This is a genomic window from Roseibacterium elongatum DSM 19469 (assembly GCF_000590925.1).
In the GTDB taxonomy this organism is placed as follows: Bacteria; Pseudomonadota; Alphaproteobacteria; order Rhodobacterales; family Rhodobacteraceae; genus Roseibacterium; species Roseibacterium elongatum.
Map to the genome: position 1 here is coordinate 658,110 of NZ_CP004372.1, position 17,384 is coordinate 675,493.

Consider the following 17,384-nt stretch of genomic DNA (forward strand, 5'->3'; position numbering starts at 1 on the left):
CAAAAGGCGTTCGCAAAATCCGCCCTGTCTGTGGCCTGTCTTTCGGTGATCCTCGGCGCGACCTCGTCCCTGCCTGCGGCAGCGCAGTTCATGGGTCGGTCGGCCGATGATGTCGTCCAGGTCACCCTGGTCGAAGGGTGGCGCATGTCGGACACCCGGCACATGGCCGGGATTCGCATCGATCTTGCCCCCGGCTGGAAAACCTACTGGCGCGCGCCCGGCGATGGCGGCGTTCCGACAGAGCTGCGCCTGACCGAGGCCGAGGGGATCACCGGGCTGGCGATCCACTGGCCGCGCCCCGAGGTCTTCTTTTCCAATGGCATGCGGTCGATCGGGTATCGCGACGATGTCATCCTGCCGCTGGAACTCGTGCTTTCGGGCGACGGGCCGCATCGCCTTGCGGGACGCATCGACATGGGGGTCTGCCAGGATGTCTGCATGCCCATCACGGTCGAGATATCGGGCCAGTTCGAGGCCGACCCCGCACGCGACCCCATGATCGGGGCGGCCCTGTCCGATCGCCCCTTGAACGCGACCGAGTCGGGTGCAGGCGAGGTGCGTTGTGCGGTCGAGCCGATTTCCGATGGCTTGCGCGTCACGGTCACCGCCCCGCTGCAAGCGACCGGCAATGACGAGACGATGGTCGTGGAACATGCCGACGCGTCGATCTGGGTGTCCGAGGCGATGACGCAGCGCGATGGCGGTACCTTGACCGGCGTCGCGGATATCGTGCCCCCCGATCACGGGCCCTTTGCCCTGAACCGGTCTGACCTCAGGATCACGGTGATCGGCAGCCGGATGGCTGTCGATCTCGGCGGCTGCACCGGCTAGCCCGAGGGCTGGTCGGCGGGTCTGAGGCGCGCCATCGCAAAAGCCGCGACCCAGACAAGCACACACAGCGCGGCAACCCCCGTCAGAAACGCTGCAAAGGCGATCGACATGCCGCCCGCGGGCACCATCGCGGCAAGCGGCCCGGCCATCTGACCCGAGACGATCGTGGCCCCCATCGTGGCCGCGAACCAGCCTGCCGCAACCGCGACCAGCCCCGCCATCAGGGCGGCAAGGCCCGGACGGCGCGCACCGCCCGACACCGCGCGGCGCAACGCCGCGACCTGCTTGCCCACGTCCTGTTGCATCGCCAGAATCGCGGGGACCACCAGCAGAACAATGACCATTCCGAAACTCAGGCCATAGACCAGCGTGATGACGGTCGGCTTGAGGAACTGCGCGTCGCGCGATGTCTCGTACAGCAAGGGCGCAAGCCCCAAGACGGTCGTCAGGGTCGTCAGCAAGACAGGGCGCAAACGGTCGCAGGCGCCGTCGACGATCGCGGGGATCAGGCCGCGTTCTTCGGCATATTCGTCCACCGTGGTCACCAGAACGATCGAGTCGTTGATGATGATGCCGGTCATCCCGATCAGACCCACAACGCTGAACATCGACAGCGGCACGGCCCAATCCATGTGGCCATAGATCGTGCCGACAAGGCCGAAGGGGATGATGGCCATCACGACGATAGGGCGCGTCCAACTGGCAAAGATCCAGGCCAGCACAAGGTAAATCCCCACAAGGCACAGGACGAACCCGGTCAAGGCGTCGCCCAGAAACGCGCGTTCCTGTTCAGCCAGCCCGGAGAGCTGCGTGGAAACACCGAACGTTTCCTCGACGCGGGGGATGATGACGTTTTCCAACTCGTCCATGATCTCTTCCGCGCGCACCGGGTCATCCTCGGACAAGTCGCCCGTGACCGAGATAAGGCGCACGCCATTCTCGCGCTGGATCGACGAAAACCCCTGCCGGGCGGTAACGCTGACGATATCGGCCAGCGGCACATATTGCCCCGAGGCCGAGCGCAACAGCACACGGTCGAGGAAATCCGCCGTCAACTCGCCCTCGGGCAGTTCGACGCGAATGCTGGCTGTCCGGGCGCCGTCGGGATAGGTCGCGGCCTCGATCCCGCCCAGACGGTTGCGCATCACGCGGCCCAACGCGCCGATCTCGAACCCCAGCGCCTCGCCCTGCGGTGTCAACGCAAGGCTGAGTTCCTCGCGGTCGTAGGCCATCGAGTCCTCGAGGGCCGAGACCTCGGGATATATGACAAGGGCGGCCTGCACGGCTTCGGCCGCCTGTTTCAGGGTTGCGGTATCGGCGCCGAATATCTGAACGTCGATGGCATCCGCCCCCCGGCCCGCCGCGCCAGCCGCGAAAGCTGACGGTTTCGGTCATGGGCAATTGCCGTGCCTCGTCCTGCAGGTCGGCCACGAATTGAAAGGCCGAGTAGGGGCGCAAGTCGGCATCGATCAACTCGATCGCGATCGACCCCAGCAGATCGTTATCCTTGTTCTGGACCCCCGACAGCCCACTGCCGGAATTGCCGCCAACCTCGGACAAGACATACAGCAGCGGGCTGCGCCCGTATTCTTCTTCGTAGCGGGCGGCCACGGCCTCGGTGGCGCGCTGCATCTCGCGCATCATGGCCATGCTGTCGGCCCGGCTGGCGCCGTCGAGCATGGCGAAGTTGCCGGTGACCGAGGACAGTTCCGGCGCGTTGAAAAAGCGCCAGGTGACATCGCCCCGCAGGAAATGGCTGATCTGCAGGGCCAGTACCAGGATCGTCGCCGCCAAGACCGGATATCGTGCCCAGACGACCAGACGCATGAGCGGGCGGAAGACCGTTTCCTTTACCCAGTCGAACGCCGTGTTCACCATGCGGCTGACGCTGTCGATGCCGTTCGTCGACATGGCGACCAGCACACGACGCCGCCGCGCGGCCGGCAGCAGTGCAAACCCGCCCCACAGGCCGATAAAGCCCGCCGCCGCCGCAAGCCCCAACGTATCGCCGCTGACACTTGCGGGCAGTCCGCTTTCGGCGCGCGTCAGAACATCGAACCGCGCTAGGATCATTGCCGCGACGATGAAGGCAAAGCCGGCAAGGACCATCGCGGTCAGCGTCAGGGCAAAGGCCGCGATCCCGACACGCAGCCTGGAAAAGCCCGTGACACCGCGTTCCTTCAGGGCGTGGGACATGTGATTGGGCAGGATCAGAAAGCATTCCAGCAGGCTGGCGATCAGAACCGCGATCACGGTAAAGGGGATATCCGCAATCAGGTCGCCGAACCGCCCGCCCACAGCCACGAGCCCGGCAAAGGCCAGGACGGTGGTCAGAGTTGCCGAAAACACCGGGGCGGCCATGCGGCGCGCGGCATTCTCGGCGGCTGTGACGGGATCCTCGCCAAGGCTGCGGGCGCGGAAATCGGCATGTTCACCCACCACGATGGCATCGTCCACCACGATCCCGAGCGTGATGATCAACGCGAATAGCGAAATCATGTTGATGGTCAGACCGCCCAGATACATCAGCGCGATGGCCGCGGTCAGGGCCACGGGTATTCCTGCAGCGACCCAAAGCGCCGTGCGCGTGTTCAGAAACAGGAACAGCAGCCCCAGCACCAGCCCCAAGCCCAGCAGAGCGTTGTCCATCAGGATGTTCAATCGCCCTGAGATGGCCTCGGCGCGGGTGCGGATCAGGTCGATCCGGGTGCCTTCGGGCAGGGTGGCCTCCAGTTCGGCGGCGACATCCTCGACGAGGGACTGGATGGCGATGGCATCCCCATCCTCGGAGCGGTCCACCCGCACCGATACGGCAGGCAGATCGCCCACGAAATAGGCCCGTTCGCGATCGACACCGGCCACCTCGATCCGGGCCACATCGCCAATGGTCAACGCGGATCCGTCATCGTTCACCCGCAGCGTCAGCGCCGCGATCTGTTCGGCGGTGCGGCTGGCCGAGCCGGTCCGGATGCGCGCGTTGGCACCATCGACATCGCCGGCCGGCGACGTTGCGGCCGAGGCGGCGATCACCGCCGCGATCTCGGCCATCGAGATGTCATACTGGATCAACGAGGCCGAGGGCACCTCGACCACCGTTTCGGGGGCCGCGATGCCCCGGATCGTCGTGGCCGTCACACCCACATCGTAAAGGCGCAGCACGAACTCGTCGGCAAAGCGGCCCAGTTGTCCGGGCGCAACGGGGCCGGTGATCACCACATCGGTGACACGGTCCCACCATTGGCCGCGGCGAAGCTCGGGTTCTTCGGCATCCTCGGGCAGGTCGGTGATCCCGTCCAGCGCCGCCTGCACGTCGTCGGCGGCGCGCGACATGTCCCAGCCAGGGTCGAATTCCAACGCGATCGACGCGCGCCCCTCGCTGGATCGGGCCTGCGTGCCGACGACGCCCGGAACGGTCAGCATCACGGGTTCGATCACGGCCACGATGGCCTCATCCACATCCTCGGCGCCTGCGCCCTCCCATGCGATGGCGATGTCGATCTCGTCCGAGACGACATCGGGAAAGAATTGCGCCCGCATCTGCGGGATGGCGGCAAACCCCGCCACCAACAACAGCACCAGCAACAGGTTCGCGGCAGTGCGGTGGCGTGTGAAATAGCTCAGGATCCCCGAGGCACGTGCAGGCAACCGGCGCATCGATCAGCTTCCCATGCGTTCTTCGAGACGGGCGACCATGCGGGCCGGCACCTCGTCTTCGTTGAGTTGGTTCAGCATCCGCTCGCGCACATCGGTCGGGATGAAGCTGTTGCCTTCGACAAAGCTGATCAGACGGGCGCGCCGTTCGGGGTCGAGCGCGATGGTTTCGGGTTCGGGCGGGGCGGCCTCGGCCCGGTCAACCGCCGGTTCGATGGGGTTGATGCGAATGCCCTCGCCCAGAACCGGCGTTCGCGCCGAAATGACCTGCCGCCCCGCGTACTCGGCCGGCACCGAGACCAGGACATCATCCCCCTGCCGGCGCAACAGACGCGCGGCGACCGCTTCGAGGCGGTTGTCATCGGTGACAAGCAGAATATGCCCGTCCGAGCCATAGGCCGTCGAAGGCAGCCGCGCGACCCTGGCCAAGGGGGGCTCCTCGACCTCGACGCGGACGAAATCGCCAACCCGCAACCCACGCGGCTCGGTGATGCGCGCGAACAGCAGGCGCCCCGATTGCCCCTCTTCCACGGCGCCCGACTCGCGGGTGAGGCGCGCCGGGGCCGACAGGTCGAGGCCGAAAACATCGAGAATGACGCGCACCGGCACATCGGGGAGCGTGCCGCTGTCGCCGATCAGATTGGCGTATTGCGCGGTCGATATCCGAAAGGCCACCTCAAGCGCGTCGGGGTCGATCAGGCTGGCCAGTTGCTCGTTGCGGTTCACCAGCCGGCCCGCAACCACGGTGACATCCGACAACACGCCCGAGAACTCGGCGCGCAACTCGGTCTGGGCCAGGGCGCGCTCGGCATCGGCAAGGGCGATGCGGCGCCGTTCCAGCGCGGTTTGCGCGATGGCGACACGCGCCTCGGCCGTGGCCAGGGGCCTGACGGCGCGACAGAACGGCCTGATCGGCGGTGGCCGATGCCAGTTCGGCCGTCTCGACCGCCACGGCCGACCCGACGCCGCGCGTCAACAGATCCTGCTGGCGTTCCAGCGCACGCAAACGCAGATCGGCCTGGCGTTGCGCCGCGGCGACATCCTCGCGCGCGAGGTCGAGGGCGCGGGTCGCCTCGGTCAGTTCATTCTCGGCATCGCGCAGGTCGGCGGCGGCGGTATCGCGGGCAGATTGCGCCTCGGCCGGGTCGATGCGCAGCAAGAGCTGCCCCGCCTCGACCGCACCGCCATCCTCGACATCCACGGCCAGTTCGATCACCGTGCCCTCGGCGGGGGCCCGCAGTTCCAGCGTACGCCGCGACCGCACCTCGCCAAAGGCAGTCAGAACCGGAACCTCCGGCCCGAGATCAAGGGTCAGGACCTCGGCCGAAAAGACGCGCTCGCGCGTGGGCGGTGTGCGGGCCTCTTCCGACATGCGGTCCTGCAAGGCGCCCCAGAAGGAATTCGCCGCGACCGCCAGGATCGCAAACGTCGTGGCCAACAGGAACAGGCCCGCAAGGGCGCGGCGGAAAAAACGCATGTCTTTGTGCCTATCAAGAGGTGTCAGGGCATTAGGTAGGCTCAAGCCGGGGAAGGTCCAAGTGACTAAGTCACCACCCTGTCACGCAGCCACCGCTTATTTCCGTCGCATATGCTCGTCGAGCCGCGGCAGGATTTCGACGAAATTGCAGGGCCGGTGCCGGTAATCCAGCTGATAGGCAAGGATTTCATCCCAGGCATCCTTGCACGCCCCGGACGAGCCGGGCAGCGCGAACAGGTAGGTGCCGTTCGCCACCCCGCCTGTCGCCCGCGACTGCACCGCCGAGGTGCCGATCTTGTTCATCGACACGAGGGTGAAGACCGTGGCGAAGGCCTCGATTTCCTTTTCATAGACGTCGCGATGCGCCTCGACCGTGACATCGCGTCCGGTCAGGCCGGTGCCGCCCGTTGTCAAGATCACGTCGATCTCTGGGTCGGCGCACCACGCGCGGAGTTGATCCGCGATCCGGGCACGTTCGTCGGGCAGAATGCTGCGCGCAGCCAGGACATGCCCCGCATCGGTCAGGCGCTGGACAAGCACGTCGCCGGATTTGTCCTCGGCCAGGCTGCGGGTATCGGACACGGCCAGAACGGCGATGCGGATCGGCAAGAAGGCTTTGGTTTCGTCGATGCGCGACATCATTCCCCCTTCCGTCGGGCGTTCAGCGCCAGAAGATCGGCCCAGGCCTTGGCCTTTTCGGGCGGTTGGCGCAGCAGGAACGCGGGATGGAACATCGGCAAGGCCGGCCGCCCCTGCACCTCGTCCCATTGACCGCGCAACCGGGTGATGCCCCGCCGCCCGAGCAGGCCCTGACAGGCCCAGTTGCCCATCAGCACCACCACCTCGGGATCGGCAAGGTCGATGTGACGCCGCACAAAAGGCAACAGCATCGCAAGTTCGTCCGGCTTGGGATCACGGTTCTGCGGCGGGCGCCACGGCAACATGTTCGTGATATAAAGGGCGGCCTCGCCGCTCTCGGCCTGCCGGGAAAGGCCGATGGCGTCGAACATGCGATCCAGCAACTGGCCCGCCCGGCCGACGAACGGCTTGCCCTGCCGGTCTTCGTCACGGCCGGGCGCCTCGCCCACGATCATGACGCGCGCCGCCGGATTGCCATCGGCAAAGACAAGGTTGCGCGCGCCGCGCTTGAGGTCGCACAGCTCGAACCCCGCCATGGCGGCCTGCAAGGCGGGCAGGTCCCGCGCCTGCGCGGCCAGCCTTGTGGCCAGATCGACCGCGGCCCCGACCGCCTCGGCCGGGTCGGGTGGGGGCGGGGCGGCAATTGGGCTGACCGGCGCCGGACCGCTCCTGAGGGGGGCGGGGGAAACCGGCTTCGGCGCTTCTGCCGGGGCCTCGAAACGGTTCACGGGCCTGTCCTGGATCGCCTCGTCGGCGCCCAGTTCTACCTGCCAGTCCAGCAGGGCCAGCGACTCGTGATAGCCCATTTCGTCCATGCGCAGAAGCTAAGGCCGCTGGACGCCGGTGGAAAGGGCTGTCACCACTGTGGCATGCCGCGTGAGTTGACCGTGACCGCACAGTATCCCCGAGACGCCGATGATATCTTCGGCGATGCGTTGAGCTTTCAGGAAATGGCCGAGGCGACCAGGGGCGTCGCAATCTACCGCAACCTGCCCGACGGCGACATGGTCCAGGGCGAGACCTATGTCATCGACGTGCTGGTGTGGCGCGTCATGCACAACCCGCATTACACGGTGCATGTCGAGACCGTCGACCGCGACGCCCGCCGCGTTCAGAGCCGCGAGGAAGGCTGGATGATCCGGCAATGGGACCACACGCTGACCATCGAGGCGCTGGGGGGCGGCGCGTGCCTGTGGACGGACCGATTGGTGATCGATTGCGGTTGGGCGACGGGGTTCATGACCTGGGTCGCGCGCCACCTGTACCGCACACGGCATCGCAACCGCCAGGGTGCCGGGATCACCGCGCGGGTGAGACGCATCTGACAGGGGGCCGCCGAGGGCATCCGTCCTTGCCCGCGGGCGGGGCGGCTGAATATAAGCAGCCTAGCCAATACAGGGTGGTCCATGAGTTTTCGTCAACAGCACCTATTGGGGATCGCCCCGCTGCATCCCGACGAGATCAGAACGATCCTTGATCTCGCCGACAGCTATGCCGAGGCCGAACGCGCCGATCGCGGCCATGCCCGTGCGCTCGAGGGGCTGACCCAGATCAACATGTTCTTCGAGGCCTCGACCCGCACGCAGGCCAGTTTCGAGATCGCCGGCAAAAGGCTGGGCGCGGACGTAATGAACATGGCGATGCAGGCCAGTTCTATCAAAAAGGGCGAAACGCTGATCGACACGGCGATGACGCTGAACGCGATGCATCCCGACTTGCTGGTCGTGCGCCACCCGCATTCCGGCGCGGTGGATCTGCTGGCGCAAAAGGTCAACGGCGCGGTCCTGAACGCCGGCGATGGCCGTCACGAGCATCCGACACAGGCCCTGCTCGACGCGCTGACCATCCGCCGCAAGAAGGGCCGCCTGCACCGGTTGAACATCGCCATTTGCGGCGACATCGCCCATTCGCGCGTGGCGCGCTCGAACATTCACCTGCTGGGCAAGATGGAAAACCGCCTGCGTCTTGTCGGGCCGGCGACGCTGATGCCCGCGGCGGCGCGCGACTGGGGCGTCGAGGTCTATGACGACATGGCCGAAGGGCTGGCGGGCTGCGACGTGGTGATGATGCTGCGCTTGCAACGCGAGCGGATGGACGGGGCCTTCATCCCGTCCGAACGGGAATATTACCATCGGTTCGGCCTCGATGCCGAAAAGCTGGCCCATGCAAAGGATGATGCCATTGTGATGCATCCCGGCCCCATGAACCGGGGTGTCGAGATCGACGGCCTTCTGGCCGATGACATCAACCGCTCGGTCATTCAGGAACAGGTCGAAATGGGCGTGGCCGTACGCATGGCGGCAATGGATCTATTGGCCCGCAACCTGCGGGCGGCAAGAATGGAACAGGGGGTCATGGCATGACTGCGGAAACACTGCGAATTTATGCGTTGAACGTCGACTCCGACGCCCGCCACACGAACCTCACGCGGGCGCGGGGCGAATCCGTCGAGATGCCGCCGCTTGCCGAATGGCTGGGCGTCGACGACCTCGACCACCGCGAGATCGAGCTGTTTCCGCTGGACGATCTCGGCGACATGCCCCTGTCCGACTATGTCACGCGCGCTTTCGACCCGGACCCGGCGATCAATGCCACAACGGCCAATCGGTTGGATGCCTTGTCCGGCTCGGTCCTGCTGGTTCCGGGCCGCGCCCTGCAGGACACCCCGCGTGACAGCCGCGAGTTGACCGAGGTTGCGATCCTCACCCTGGCGCAGGCCGACCAGACGGGCGCCTTGCCCAAGGCCGACCTTGCGCCGCCACCGACCTTGCCCGAGCAAGAGGACCGCCCCCCGGAAAAGATGCGCCGCATTACCATCGTGTTCCTGTTGACGGCGCTGGCGCTGGCAGGGCTTGTGGTGCTTCTCGGGGCGCTTGGCTGATGGATCCGACCGCGACCCGGACGCAGTTCACATCGACCACCGTGTTGGAGGATGGCGAGGCGATCGTCGCGTCGTTTCAGGGCGACCGGGCCACCTATTGGCGCGAACATGCATGGCTGGCCGCCATCGCGATGGCCGCGGGCATGGGCCTCCTTTGGGCGATGGGCAATCCGCATGTCTGGACCGGGGCGATCGGGGGTCTGGCCGCCATCGCGGTGCGGGGCCTCTACCTGGCCTCGGACGAGACCAAGATGCGCTGGGACCTGACCGATCGGCGCCTGCTGGGGCCGGGGCCGCGGGTGATCTGGCTGCGCGATGTCGAAACAGTGCGCAGCATCTTTTCCGCCGTTCAGGTGGTGACGCGGTCGGGCGACAAGTACCTGCTGAAATACCAGCCTGACACGGAACGCGTGATTGCCGATATCGACGGGGCACGGGCGCGGAGGGGCGTATGAGCACCACCGCCGGATGGGACGGTCTGCTGTCCAAGGGCGAGACACTGGTCTGGCAAGGGCAGCCCGAAAGCGGTGTGGACTGGGCGCGCCTGTTCCATCCCCTCACCCTGATGGGCGTCATCTTTACCGGCTTCTCGATCTTCTGGATCGGTGCGGCCATGTCGATCCTCGATAACGGGCCGGGTGGCATCTGGATGCTCTTTCCGCTTTTCGGTGTGCCGTTCCTGCTGATCGGTCTTTACATGCTGGTCGGGCGGCTGCTGGTCGATGCCTACATCCGGTCTCATACCTGGTACACGCTGACCGATCGCACCGCCTTCATTGCCGTGGACATGCCCGGGCGCAAATGGCTGGACAGCTATCCGTTGCGCGACATGGACATGCTGCGGCTCGAGGATGGCATCCCCGGCAGCATCGTCTTCGGACAAACCGACCGACGGCACGGCACCGGCGCAGGCGCGCACGCCACACCGCGCCAGGTCGGGTTTCATCGCATCACCTACGCGCGCGAACTGTATGGCCAGATGCGGCAGTTGCGCCAGGCACTGCGCAGGCAAGGGAGCGGGACGGAATGAGCGAGCAACTGCTCAGAAACGCACGGCTGATCGACCCCGAGGCCGGGACCGAGACACGCGGTTGGCTGCGCCTGTCGGCCGGTCGCATCGTGGCCACCGGCGCAGGGGCGGCGGAGGGCGGCATCGACTGCCACGGGATGTGCCTTGCGCCCGGCATCGTCGATGTCGGCGTCAAGGTCGGCGAACCCGGCGAACGCCACAAGGAAGGGTTCCGCAGCGCCGGACGTGCCGCGGCTGCCGGGGGTGTCACGACGATGGTGACCCGGCCCGACACCCTGACACCCATCGACACCCCCGAAGTACTGGAATTCGTGACCCGCCGCGCGCATGACCGGACGCCGATCAGGGTGCGCCCGATGGCGGCGCTGACCCGCGCCCGCGCGGGGCGCGAGATGACCGAGATCGGGTTTCTGCTGGATGCCGGCGCGGTGGCCTTTTCCGATGGCGATGCGGTTTGCGAAGACACCCGTGTGCTGTCGCGCTGCATGACCTATGCGCGCGGCTTGGGGGCGCTGATAGTGGGCCATCCGCAGGATCCGGGCCTGAGCGGGGGCGCGGCCGTGACTGGGGGCAAGTTCGCCGCGCTGCGCGGGCTGCCCGCCGCGCCGACCATGGCCGAACGCCTGGGGCTGGAGCGTGACCTCGCGCTGGTCGAAATGACCGGTGTCGCCTATCACGCGGACCAGATCTCGACGGCGGTGTCGCTGCCGGCCCTGCAACGTGCGAACGCGGCGGGGCTGGACGTGACGGCGGGCGTTTCGATCCATCACCTGACATTGAACGAACTGGATGTGGGCGATTTCCGCACCTTCTTCAAACTCAAGCCGCCGCTTCGCTCCGAGGAGGATCGCCTCGCCATGATCGGTGCCGTGGCAGACGGCGATATCGACATCATCTGTTCCATGCATACCCCGCAGGACGAAGAGTCAAAGCGCCTGCCGTTCGAGGCCGCAGCCTCGGGCGCGGTCGGTCTGGAAACCCTGCTGCCGGCGGCCATGCGGCTCTATCATGCGGGCCATCTGAGCCTGCCGGCCCTGTTTCGCGCCATGTCGCTGAACCCCGCCCGTCGCTTCGGGCTTGAGGGCGGGCGCCTGTCGGCCGGGTCGCTGGCCGATCTGGTCCTGTTCGACCCGGATGCGCCCTTCATCCTCGACCGTTCGACCCTGCGGTCGAAATCGAAAAACACCCCCTTCGACCTGACCCGGATGGAGGGGCGCGTCCACCGCACATGGGTGGGCGGCGACACCGTATTCGACCTGGAGGCGCTGGCATGATCCCGGCATTGGAAACCCCCGTCCTGCTGCTGGGTGTGGTGGCCGTGGCGGCCTATCTGCTCGGGTCCGTTCCCTTCGGCATCGTGATGGCGCGTCTCTTCGGGCTTGGCGATCTGCGCAAGATCGGGTCGGGCAATATCGGCGCTACGAACGTGCTGCGCACCGGCAATAAACTGGCCGCGTTCCTGACACTGGTGCTGGACGCGGGCAAAGGCGCCATCGCGGTGCTGATCGCCCGCGCCCTCCTGGCCGAGGATGCCGCGCAAATCGCCGGGTTCGCGGCGTTCTTCGGGCATTGCTTTCCGATCTTACTGCGCTTTGCGGGCGGCAAGGGGGTGGCGACCTTCATCGGCACCCTTCTGGCCCTCGCCTGGCCCGTGGGGCTTGCGGCCTGTGCCACATGGCTTTTGGTGGCCGCGGTCTTTCGCTACTCGTCGCTGGCCGCCCTGGTGGCGGCGGTTGCCTCGCCCGTCCTGGCCTACCTGCTGGGGCATGGCGAGATGTCGCTTCTATGCATCTTGTTGGCGGGGCTGATCCTGATCCGTCATCACGAAAATATCGCCCGTCTCAGGGCTGGAACCGAATCGCGCATCGGCAGAAAGTCGACGTGAGCGGCACATCATGGGCCACCCGCGCGAAAGGAGCTCACCATGGATTTTCAGACAGCCGTCCGCACCGTTCTTGGCAAATACGCGGTCTTCACCGGACGGGCGCAGAGATCGGAATTCTGGTGGTTCGCCCTGTTCAATTTCATCGCCTCTGCAGTGCTGCAGATCCTTGACCGGGCCCTGTTCGGATGGATGGTGAATGGGCAGGATGTCGGCGTCCTGGCGCCCATCTACGCGCTTGCGGTTCTGTTGCCCAGCCTTGCCGTTGGCGCCCGGCGGCTGCACGATACCGACCGCAGCGGCTGGTGGCTGCTGCTTGGGTTGATCCCGGTATTGGGCGCGCTGGTGCTGATCTGGTTCTTCATCCAGAAGGGCACGGCGGGCACGAACCAGTTCGGACCCGATCCCCTGCCGGACCATGGCGAGGGCGCCGCGCACTGATCTTTGCCGGCGCAGAGGCCTGCGCATCTTTCCACAGGTTCGTTGCAACGCGGCGAACCATTTCAGATCGTCGCCCCACTGACGTCACGCTTCGGCCACGATGTCCCGTCAGCCTGCGCCCGGATCGAGGTTGCAGCCGTACAGAGGACAGGCGTGATGGGCCCATTGACTGCCGTAGGAAGATGCTACGCCAACACGCTCAACTTCAGCGGTCGGGCACGGCGCGCCGAGTACTGGTGGTTTGCCCTGTTCCTGTTCATCGCGGGAACGGCGATCCAGTTCGGCCTGGGCGTCTATTTTGCGCGCGATCCCGCCTTTGCGCTGGCACTGTCCGATCCTGCGATGGCGCAGATGTGGCTGACCCGTGGGAATGACATGCTGTATGTCGCGGCCTGGGCCTATGCCGGCTACCTGCTGTTCGCCTGGTTGCCGCAACTGTCCGTCACGGTGCGGCGCCTGCATGACACCAATCGCAGCGGCTGGTACATTCTGATGCCGACGCTGGTGACCATCCTCTCGGTTTTTGCCGCGATCCTGCTTGGCCCGATGCTGGGCGGGGTCGAGGCCGCGCTGCCCCTGATCCTGATGGCGGCCACCGCCCCCCTTCTGTCGATGATCTGGTTCCTGGTCGTGCTGTGCCTGCCCGGCACCCAAGGCAACAACCGCTTTGGCCCCGACCCGGCACCCGAAAGGCCGCGTAACCCGCCGGCGCATCCGGCCTTCGCCCGCACCCTGCCAGACGAGGTGAAAACGGCGGTGCAGGCGCGCAACCGCTCTGAATTTCAGGAATACTATCGCACCCGCGTCGCGCCGGCGATCCAGCAGAACAAGACCGCCCGCCAGTCAGCCGCGCCTCAATAGCTGAATTCGCCGTAAATCCGGTCGAGATCGCCATTCCACGCGCCATGATAGAGGGCCAGCAACTCGTCCGCGGGCACTTGGCCGGTTTCGACACTGTCCTTCAGGGCAGACAGGAAATGCGTCTCGTCCGGAACCAGGCCGCCGGCACCGGGACGGGCCCGCGCCTTCAGGCCGTCCTCCGCGATGGCCAGAACCTCGCGTGCGAGGTCATGCATCTTGATGTCGCCCACCTGCGCATCCAGGGCCTCGACCGAGGCCGCGACGCGCAGCGCCTCGCGCGTTTCGGCATCCCAGCCCTTGACCAGATCCCAGGCGGCATCCAGCGCGGATTGGTCATAGGTCAAACCGACCCAAAGGGCGGGCAGCGCACAAAGCCGCCGCCACGGGCCGCCATCGGCGCCGCGCATCTCGATGAACTTCTTGATCCGCGCCTCGGGGAAGATCGTGGTCAAGTGGTCGGCCCAGTCGCTGAGCGTCGGTACTTCACCCGGCAGAGCCGGCAATTCGCCGCGCAGGAAGTCGCGGAAGGATTGCCCGAGCGCGTCGATATACCTGCCGTCGCGATAGACGAAATACATCGGCACATCGAGCGCGTAATCGACCCAAGCTTCGAACCCGAACCCGTCTTCGAAGACAAAGGGCAGCGTGCCGGTACGATCGGCATCGAGGTCGCGCCAGACGCGGCTGCGCCATGACTTGTGACCGTTGGGTTGCCCGTCGATGAAGGGTGAATTGGCAAACAGCGCGGTGGCCACAGGCTGCAGCGCCAGCGCCACGCGCAGCTTTTGCACCATGTCGGCCTCGGACGCGAAGTCGAGGTTCACCTGCACGGTGCAGGTCCGGTACATCATGGTCTTTCCAAGGGTGCCGACGCGGTCCATGTAATCCGTCATCAGGCGATATCGCCCCTTGGGCATCATGGGCATGTCCTCGTGACGCCAGATCGGCGCGGCCCCAAGCCCGATGAAGCCGATATCGAGGTCGTCGGCAACGGCGCGCACCTCGCGCAGATGCTCGTTCACCTCGTCACAGGTCTGATGGATGGTTTCAAGCGGCGCGCCGGACAGTTCCAACTGCCCGCCCGGTTCCAGGCTGATATTCGCACCATCAAGTTCCAGCCCGATGATGTTGTCGCCTTCGAGGATCGGGGACCAGCCGAACCGGTCGCGCAGACCTTCGAGCATCGCCTTGATCGAGCGTGGACCGTCATAGGGCAGCGGCGCGTGCGTATCCTGGGTATAGCCGAACTTTTCGTGCTCGGTTCCGATGCGCCAGTCCTGCTTGGGCTTGCACCCCGACGCCAGGTATTCAGCCAGTTGTTCGTGGCGTTCGATCGGACCGCCGCCTGATTGGGGAATGGACATCTGGGGCGCTCCGGGCCTGTTGCTCGCGTCAGGACCCGACAGGTGGCCCGACCGGGTTACCGTGTCAAGGCCGCAGGCTGTGCCCGTGCCCACAACCGATGAGTCCCGCTGTCGGTTTTTTCCAGAACGGAAAGAACCCGTTGCGCGGAAAGCCCCGGCAGGGCGGTGAAGGCATCGAACAGGGCGTCGCCGCCCTTGGCATTGACCGGGATGGTCAGCACCTGCGCGCCTTCGACCAGCACCCAGGTCCCGTGCCCGTCCGCGGCCCGACGCAGGGAAATCAGGTTGAGCTCGTCCAATGCTACGGCGCCGCCATGCACCGGCCCCATGTACAGGATCCGGCGCTCGTCAACCTGAACGACGCCCGGCCCATCGCCCAAGGCCGCGAAACGCGCCCGTCGGATCGCCGGGACCAGCGCCGCCACCGCCGCCACCGCAAGCAGCAGACCGAAGCCGCGTAGAATCGGCCCGGGATCCGTTGCGATCCAAAGGCCGAGCAGACCCACGGCCAGCACCACGATCACCTCGCGCCAGCGTTTCAGCGCGGCCATGGCCTCGGGGCGGAGAAACCCGTTCATCGCCAATCCCCCCGCTCGGCCTGCCACAGGGTCAGCGCTGCAGCCGCCGCCGTGTCGGCGCGCAGGATCCGCGGGCCGAGTGATATCGAGGTCACGAAGGGCAGACTGCGCAAACGGTCACGCTCGGCCGGGGAAAATCCCCCTTCGGGCCCGATCAGGATCGCCCATTTCGCGGCATCGGGTGCGGCGCTCAGGGCGTCTTTCGCACCGACGAGGGATTCGTCGGCGAAAATCAGATGTCGATCTTCGGGCCAGTCGGCCAGAACCTCGGACAGTTTTCGCAGGTCATCGACGGGCGGCACATAGGTGCCGAGACATTGCTCGGCCGCTTCGACCGCATGGGCCTGAAGGCGATCCTGGCGGATACGCTCGGCATTGGTGTGGTCGGTTTGAACCGGGCAGATGCGGGCCGCACCCAGTTCGGCGGCCTTTTCGACGATGAAATCGGTGCGCGCCTTCTTGATCGGGGCAAAGAGCAGCCAAAGGTCCGGCGGCGCCTGCTGGGGCGCGGTTTGCGTGACGCAGTCCAATGCGCCGCTGCGTTTGCCCGCCTGCACCACGACGGCGCGCCATTCCCCATCCTGACCGTTGAACAGCGCCACCTCAGCCCCTTCCGAAAGGCGCATGACATTGAACAGATAGTTGGCCTGTTCCCGCGACAGGGGGACCGTTTGCCCCCGGCCCAGTGGGTGATCTACAAAGAGACGTATCTTGGGACGCGACATGGGGCGCAGATTATGAGCGAGGCGCAGGAAACGCCAGAGGGGCAAGTGGCCGATGCGGTCCGCGGAAACTGGGTCGACAATCTGGCGCCCGCGCCGGCGCGGCCCTATCTGCGGCTCAGCCGGGCCGACCGGCCTATCGGGACATGGCTGCTCTTGCTGCCCTGCTGGTGGGGTGTGATGCTGGCCGCAGCTGCCGATCCGGCGGGGCCGAACTGGTTCGATCTGTGGATCGTCCTGGGCTGTGCCATCGGCGCCTTTTTGATGCGCGGGGCCGGCTGCACCTGGAACGACATCACAGACCGCGATTTCGACGCCGCCGTCGCAAGGACGAAATCGCGGCCGATCCCGTCGGGGCAAGTCACGCCGAAAATGGCCTTTGCCTGGCTGGTGGCGCAGTCCTTGATCGCCTTCCTGATCCTTGTGACCTTCAATGCGAACGCGATCCTTTTGGGTCTCCTGTCGCTGTTGCCGGTCGCCGTCTACCCGTTTGCCAAGCGCTTTACATGGTGGCCGCAGGTCTTTCTGGGGCTGGCGTTCAACTGGGGCGCGCTGCTGGCCTGGACGGCGCATACAGGCAGTTTGGGTCTGCCGGCCATCCTGCTTTATCTGGGCGGCATCGCCTGGACACTGTTCTACGACACGATCTACGCCCATCAGGACAAGGAAGACGATGCCCTGATCGGCGTGAAGTCCACCGCGCGCCTCTTCGGCGATCGCACGCGGGGGTGGTTGCGCGGATTCCTTGTGGCCACGGTCGTGTTGATGATGGCGGCCGCGCTGGTGGCGCTCGTGCCCGGCGGTGATATCCTGTCGCTGGTGATCGCGATTGCCGGGGTCTGGGCCATGGGCTGGCACATGGCCTGGCAACTGCAGCGCCTTGACATCGACGACGGCGACAGGTGCCTGATGCTGTTCCGCTCGAACCGCGACACCGGGCTGTTGCCTGCGCTGTTTTTTGCCGTTGCGGCCCTCGTCTGATTGAACAAACCGACCCAAGCCTGTAGGGCCAGCGCAACCGGATGGA

Annotated in this window: 18 protein-coding genes and 1 pseudogene; 12 read left to right on the forward strand and 7 right to left on the reverse strand. The window is 66.0% G+C overall.

Translation table 11 applies throughout. The features are described from left to right. The first annotated feature begins 30 nt into the window (after nucleotides 1–30). Complete coding sequence (locus ROSELON_RS03200) at nucleotides 31–831, forward strand: protein-disulfide reductase DsbD domain-containing protein (RefSeq protein ID WP_025311005.1); 801 nt, start codon at nucleotides 31–33, stop codon at nucleotides 829–831. Here the strand turns inward: ROSELON_RS03200 and ROSELON_RS17730 are convergent. Further along, nucleotides 828–4,485 (reverse strand): annotated as a pseudogene (locus tag ROSELON_RS17730) (efflux RND transporter permease subunit). The gene ROSELON_RS03200 and the pseudogene ROSELON_RS17730 sit on opposite strands and share 4 nt — an antisense overlap. 3 nt (nucleotides 4,486–4,488) lie before the next feature. Next, nucleotides 4,489–5,265, reverse strand: a complete 777-nt coding sequence (locus ROSELON_RS19010; RefSeq protein WP_342665316.1) for an HlyD family secretion protein — start codon at nucleotides 5,263–5,265, stop codon at nucleotides 4,489–4,491. A 70-nt stretch (nucleotides 5,266–5,335) separates the two neighbouring features. Between ROSELON_RS19010 and ROSELON_RS19015 the strand changes: the two genes are divergently transcribed. Further along, complete coding sequence (locus tag ROSELON_RS19015) at nucleotides 5,336–5,998, forward strand: hypothetical protein (RefSeq protein WP_342665317.1); 663 nt, start codon at nucleotides 5,336–5,338, stop codon at nucleotides 5,996–5,998. 57 nt (nucleotides 5,999–6,055) lie between these two features. Here the strand turns inward: ROSELON_RS19015 and moaB are convergent, their stop codons facing one another. Next, nucleotides 6,056–6,598 (reverse strand): molybdenum cofactor biosynthesis protein B, encoded by a 543-nt coding sequence (moaB, locus tag ROSELON_RS03220; protein ID WP_025311006.1) that lies wholly within the window; start codon nucleotides 6,596–6,598, stop codon nucleotides 6,056–6,058. Next, the gene (locus ROSELON_RS03225; RefSeq protein WP_025311007.1) at nucleotides 6,598–7,413 is read right to left on the reverse strand and encodes a uracil-DNA glycosylase; all 816 of its coding nucleotides are present in this window, start codon (nucleotides 7,411–7,413) and stop codon (nucleotides 6,598–6,600) included. Before ROSELON_RS03225 ends, moaB begins: the two co-directional genes overlap by 1 nt. Nucleotides 7,414–7,467: 54 nt before the next feature. Here ROSELON_RS03225 and ROSELON_RS17325 point away from each other — a divergent pair, with 54 nt between their 5' ends. From ROSELON_RS17325 to ROSELON_RS17335, 9 genes are all read left to right on the forward strand, one after another. After that, complete coding sequence (locus tag ROSELON_RS17325; RefSeq protein ID WP_025311008.1) at nucleotides 7,468–7,923, forward strand: hypothetical protein; 456 nt, start codon at nucleotides 7,468–7,470, stop codon at nucleotides 7,921–7,923. A gap of 81 nt (nucleotides 7,924–8,004) precedes the next feature. After that, entirely contained in the window at nucleotides 8,005–8,961 is a 957-nt protein-coding gene (locus ROSELON_RS03235; protein WP_025311009.1) for an aspartate carbamoyltransferase catalytic subunit, read from the forward strand. Then, nucleotides 8,958–9,479 carry a hypothetical protein gene (locus ROSELON_RS03240; protein ID WP_025311010.1) on the forward strand — a complete coding sequence of 174 codons (522 nt, stop codon included), beginning with the start codon at nucleotides 8,958–8,960 and terminating at the stop codon, nucleotides 9,477–9,479. The genes ROSELON_RS03235 and ROSELON_RS03240 overlap by 4 nt, the downstream gene beginning before the upstream one ends. Continuing rightward, complete coding sequence (locus ROSELON_RS03245) at nucleotides 9,479–9,934, forward strand: hypothetical protein (protein ID WP_025311011.1); 456 nt, start codon at nucleotides 9,479–9,481, stop codon at nucleotides 9,932–9,934. Before ROSELON_RS03240 ends, ROSELON_RS03245 begins: the two co-directional genes overlap by 1 nt. Then, nucleotides 9,931–10,509, forward strand: a complete 579-nt coding sequence (locus ROSELON_RS17330) for a hypothetical protein (RefSeq protein WP_025311012.1) — start codon at nucleotides 9,931–9,933, stop codon at nucleotides 10,507–10,509. Before ROSELON_RS03245 ends, ROSELON_RS17330 begins: the two co-directional genes overlap by 4 nt. Continuing rightward, entirely contained in the window at nucleotides 10,506–11,783 is a 1,278-nt protein-coding gene (pyrC, locus tag ROSELON_RS03255) for a dihydroorotase (RefSeq protein WP_025311013.1), read from the forward strand. Before ROSELON_RS17330 ends, pyrC begins: the two co-directional genes overlap by 4 nt. Beyond that, nucleotides 11,783–12,394 (forward strand): glycerol-3-phosphate 1-O-acyltransferase PlsY, encoded by a 612-nt coding sequence (plsY, locus tag ROSELON_RS03260; protein ID WP_025311014.1) that lies wholly within the window; start codon nucleotides 11,783–11,785, stop codon nucleotides 12,392–12,394. The genes pyrC and plsY overlap by 1 nt, the downstream gene beginning before the upstream one ends. A gap of 39 nt (nucleotides 12,395–12,433) precedes the next feature. Then, entirely contained in the window at nucleotides 12,434–12,832 is a 399-nt protein-coding gene (locus ROSELON_RS03265; RefSeq protein ID WP_025311015.1) for a DUF805 domain-containing protein, read from the forward strand. A gap of 156 nt (nucleotides 12,833–12,988) precedes the next feature. Further along, nucleotides 12,989–13,693 carry a DUF805 domain-containing protein gene (locus ROSELON_RS17335; protein ID WP_025311016.1) on the forward strand — a complete coding sequence of 235 codons (705 nt, stop codon included), beginning with the start codon at nucleotides 12,989–12,991 and terminating at the stop codon, nucleotides 13,691–13,693. Here ROSELON_RS17335 and ROSELON_RS03275 read toward each other — a convergent pair. Genes ROSELON_RS03275 through ROSELON_RS03285 form a run of 3 tightly spaced genes read right to left on the reverse strand, consistent with a single transcriptional unit; the run spans nucleotide 13,687 to nucleotide 16,360 of the window. Then, nucleotides 13,687–15,057, reverse strand: coding sequence for a glutamate--cysteine ligase (locus tag ROSELON_RS03275; protein ID WP_025311017.1), 1,371 nt, complete (start codon nucleotides 15,055–15,057; stop codon nucleotides 13,687–13,689). The genes ROSELON_RS17335 and ROSELON_RS03275 overlap by 7 nt on opposite strands. A gap of 56 nt (nucleotides 15,058–15,113) precedes the next feature. Then, a complete protein-coding gene (locus tag ROSELON_RS03280; protein WP_025311018.1) occupies nucleotides 15,114–15,635 on the reverse strand; it encodes a hypothetical protein in 522 nt (173 codons plus the stop codon). Continuing rightward, nucleotides 15,632–16,360: a 16S rRNA (uracil(1498)-N(3))-methyltransferase gene (locus ROSELON_RS03285; protein ID WP_025311019.1), complete on the reverse strand. Its 729-nt coding sequence runs from the start codon at nucleotides 16,358–16,360 to the stop codon at nucleotides 15,632–15,634. The genes ROSELON_RS03280 and ROSELON_RS03285 overlap by 4 nt, the downstream gene beginning before the upstream one ends. A gap of 12 nt (nucleotides 16,361–16,372) precedes the next feature. On the opposite strand from ROSELON_RS03285, the gene ubiA reads away from it, so the two are divergent. Further along, complete coding sequence (gene ubiA, locus ROSELON_RS03290; RefSeq protein ID WP_025311020.1) at nucleotides 16,373–17,338, forward strand: 4-hydroxybenzoate octaprenyltransferase; 966 nt, start codon at nucleotides 16,373–16,375, stop codon at nucleotides 17,336–17,338. Nucleotides 17,339–17,384: the final 46 nt, after the last annotated feature.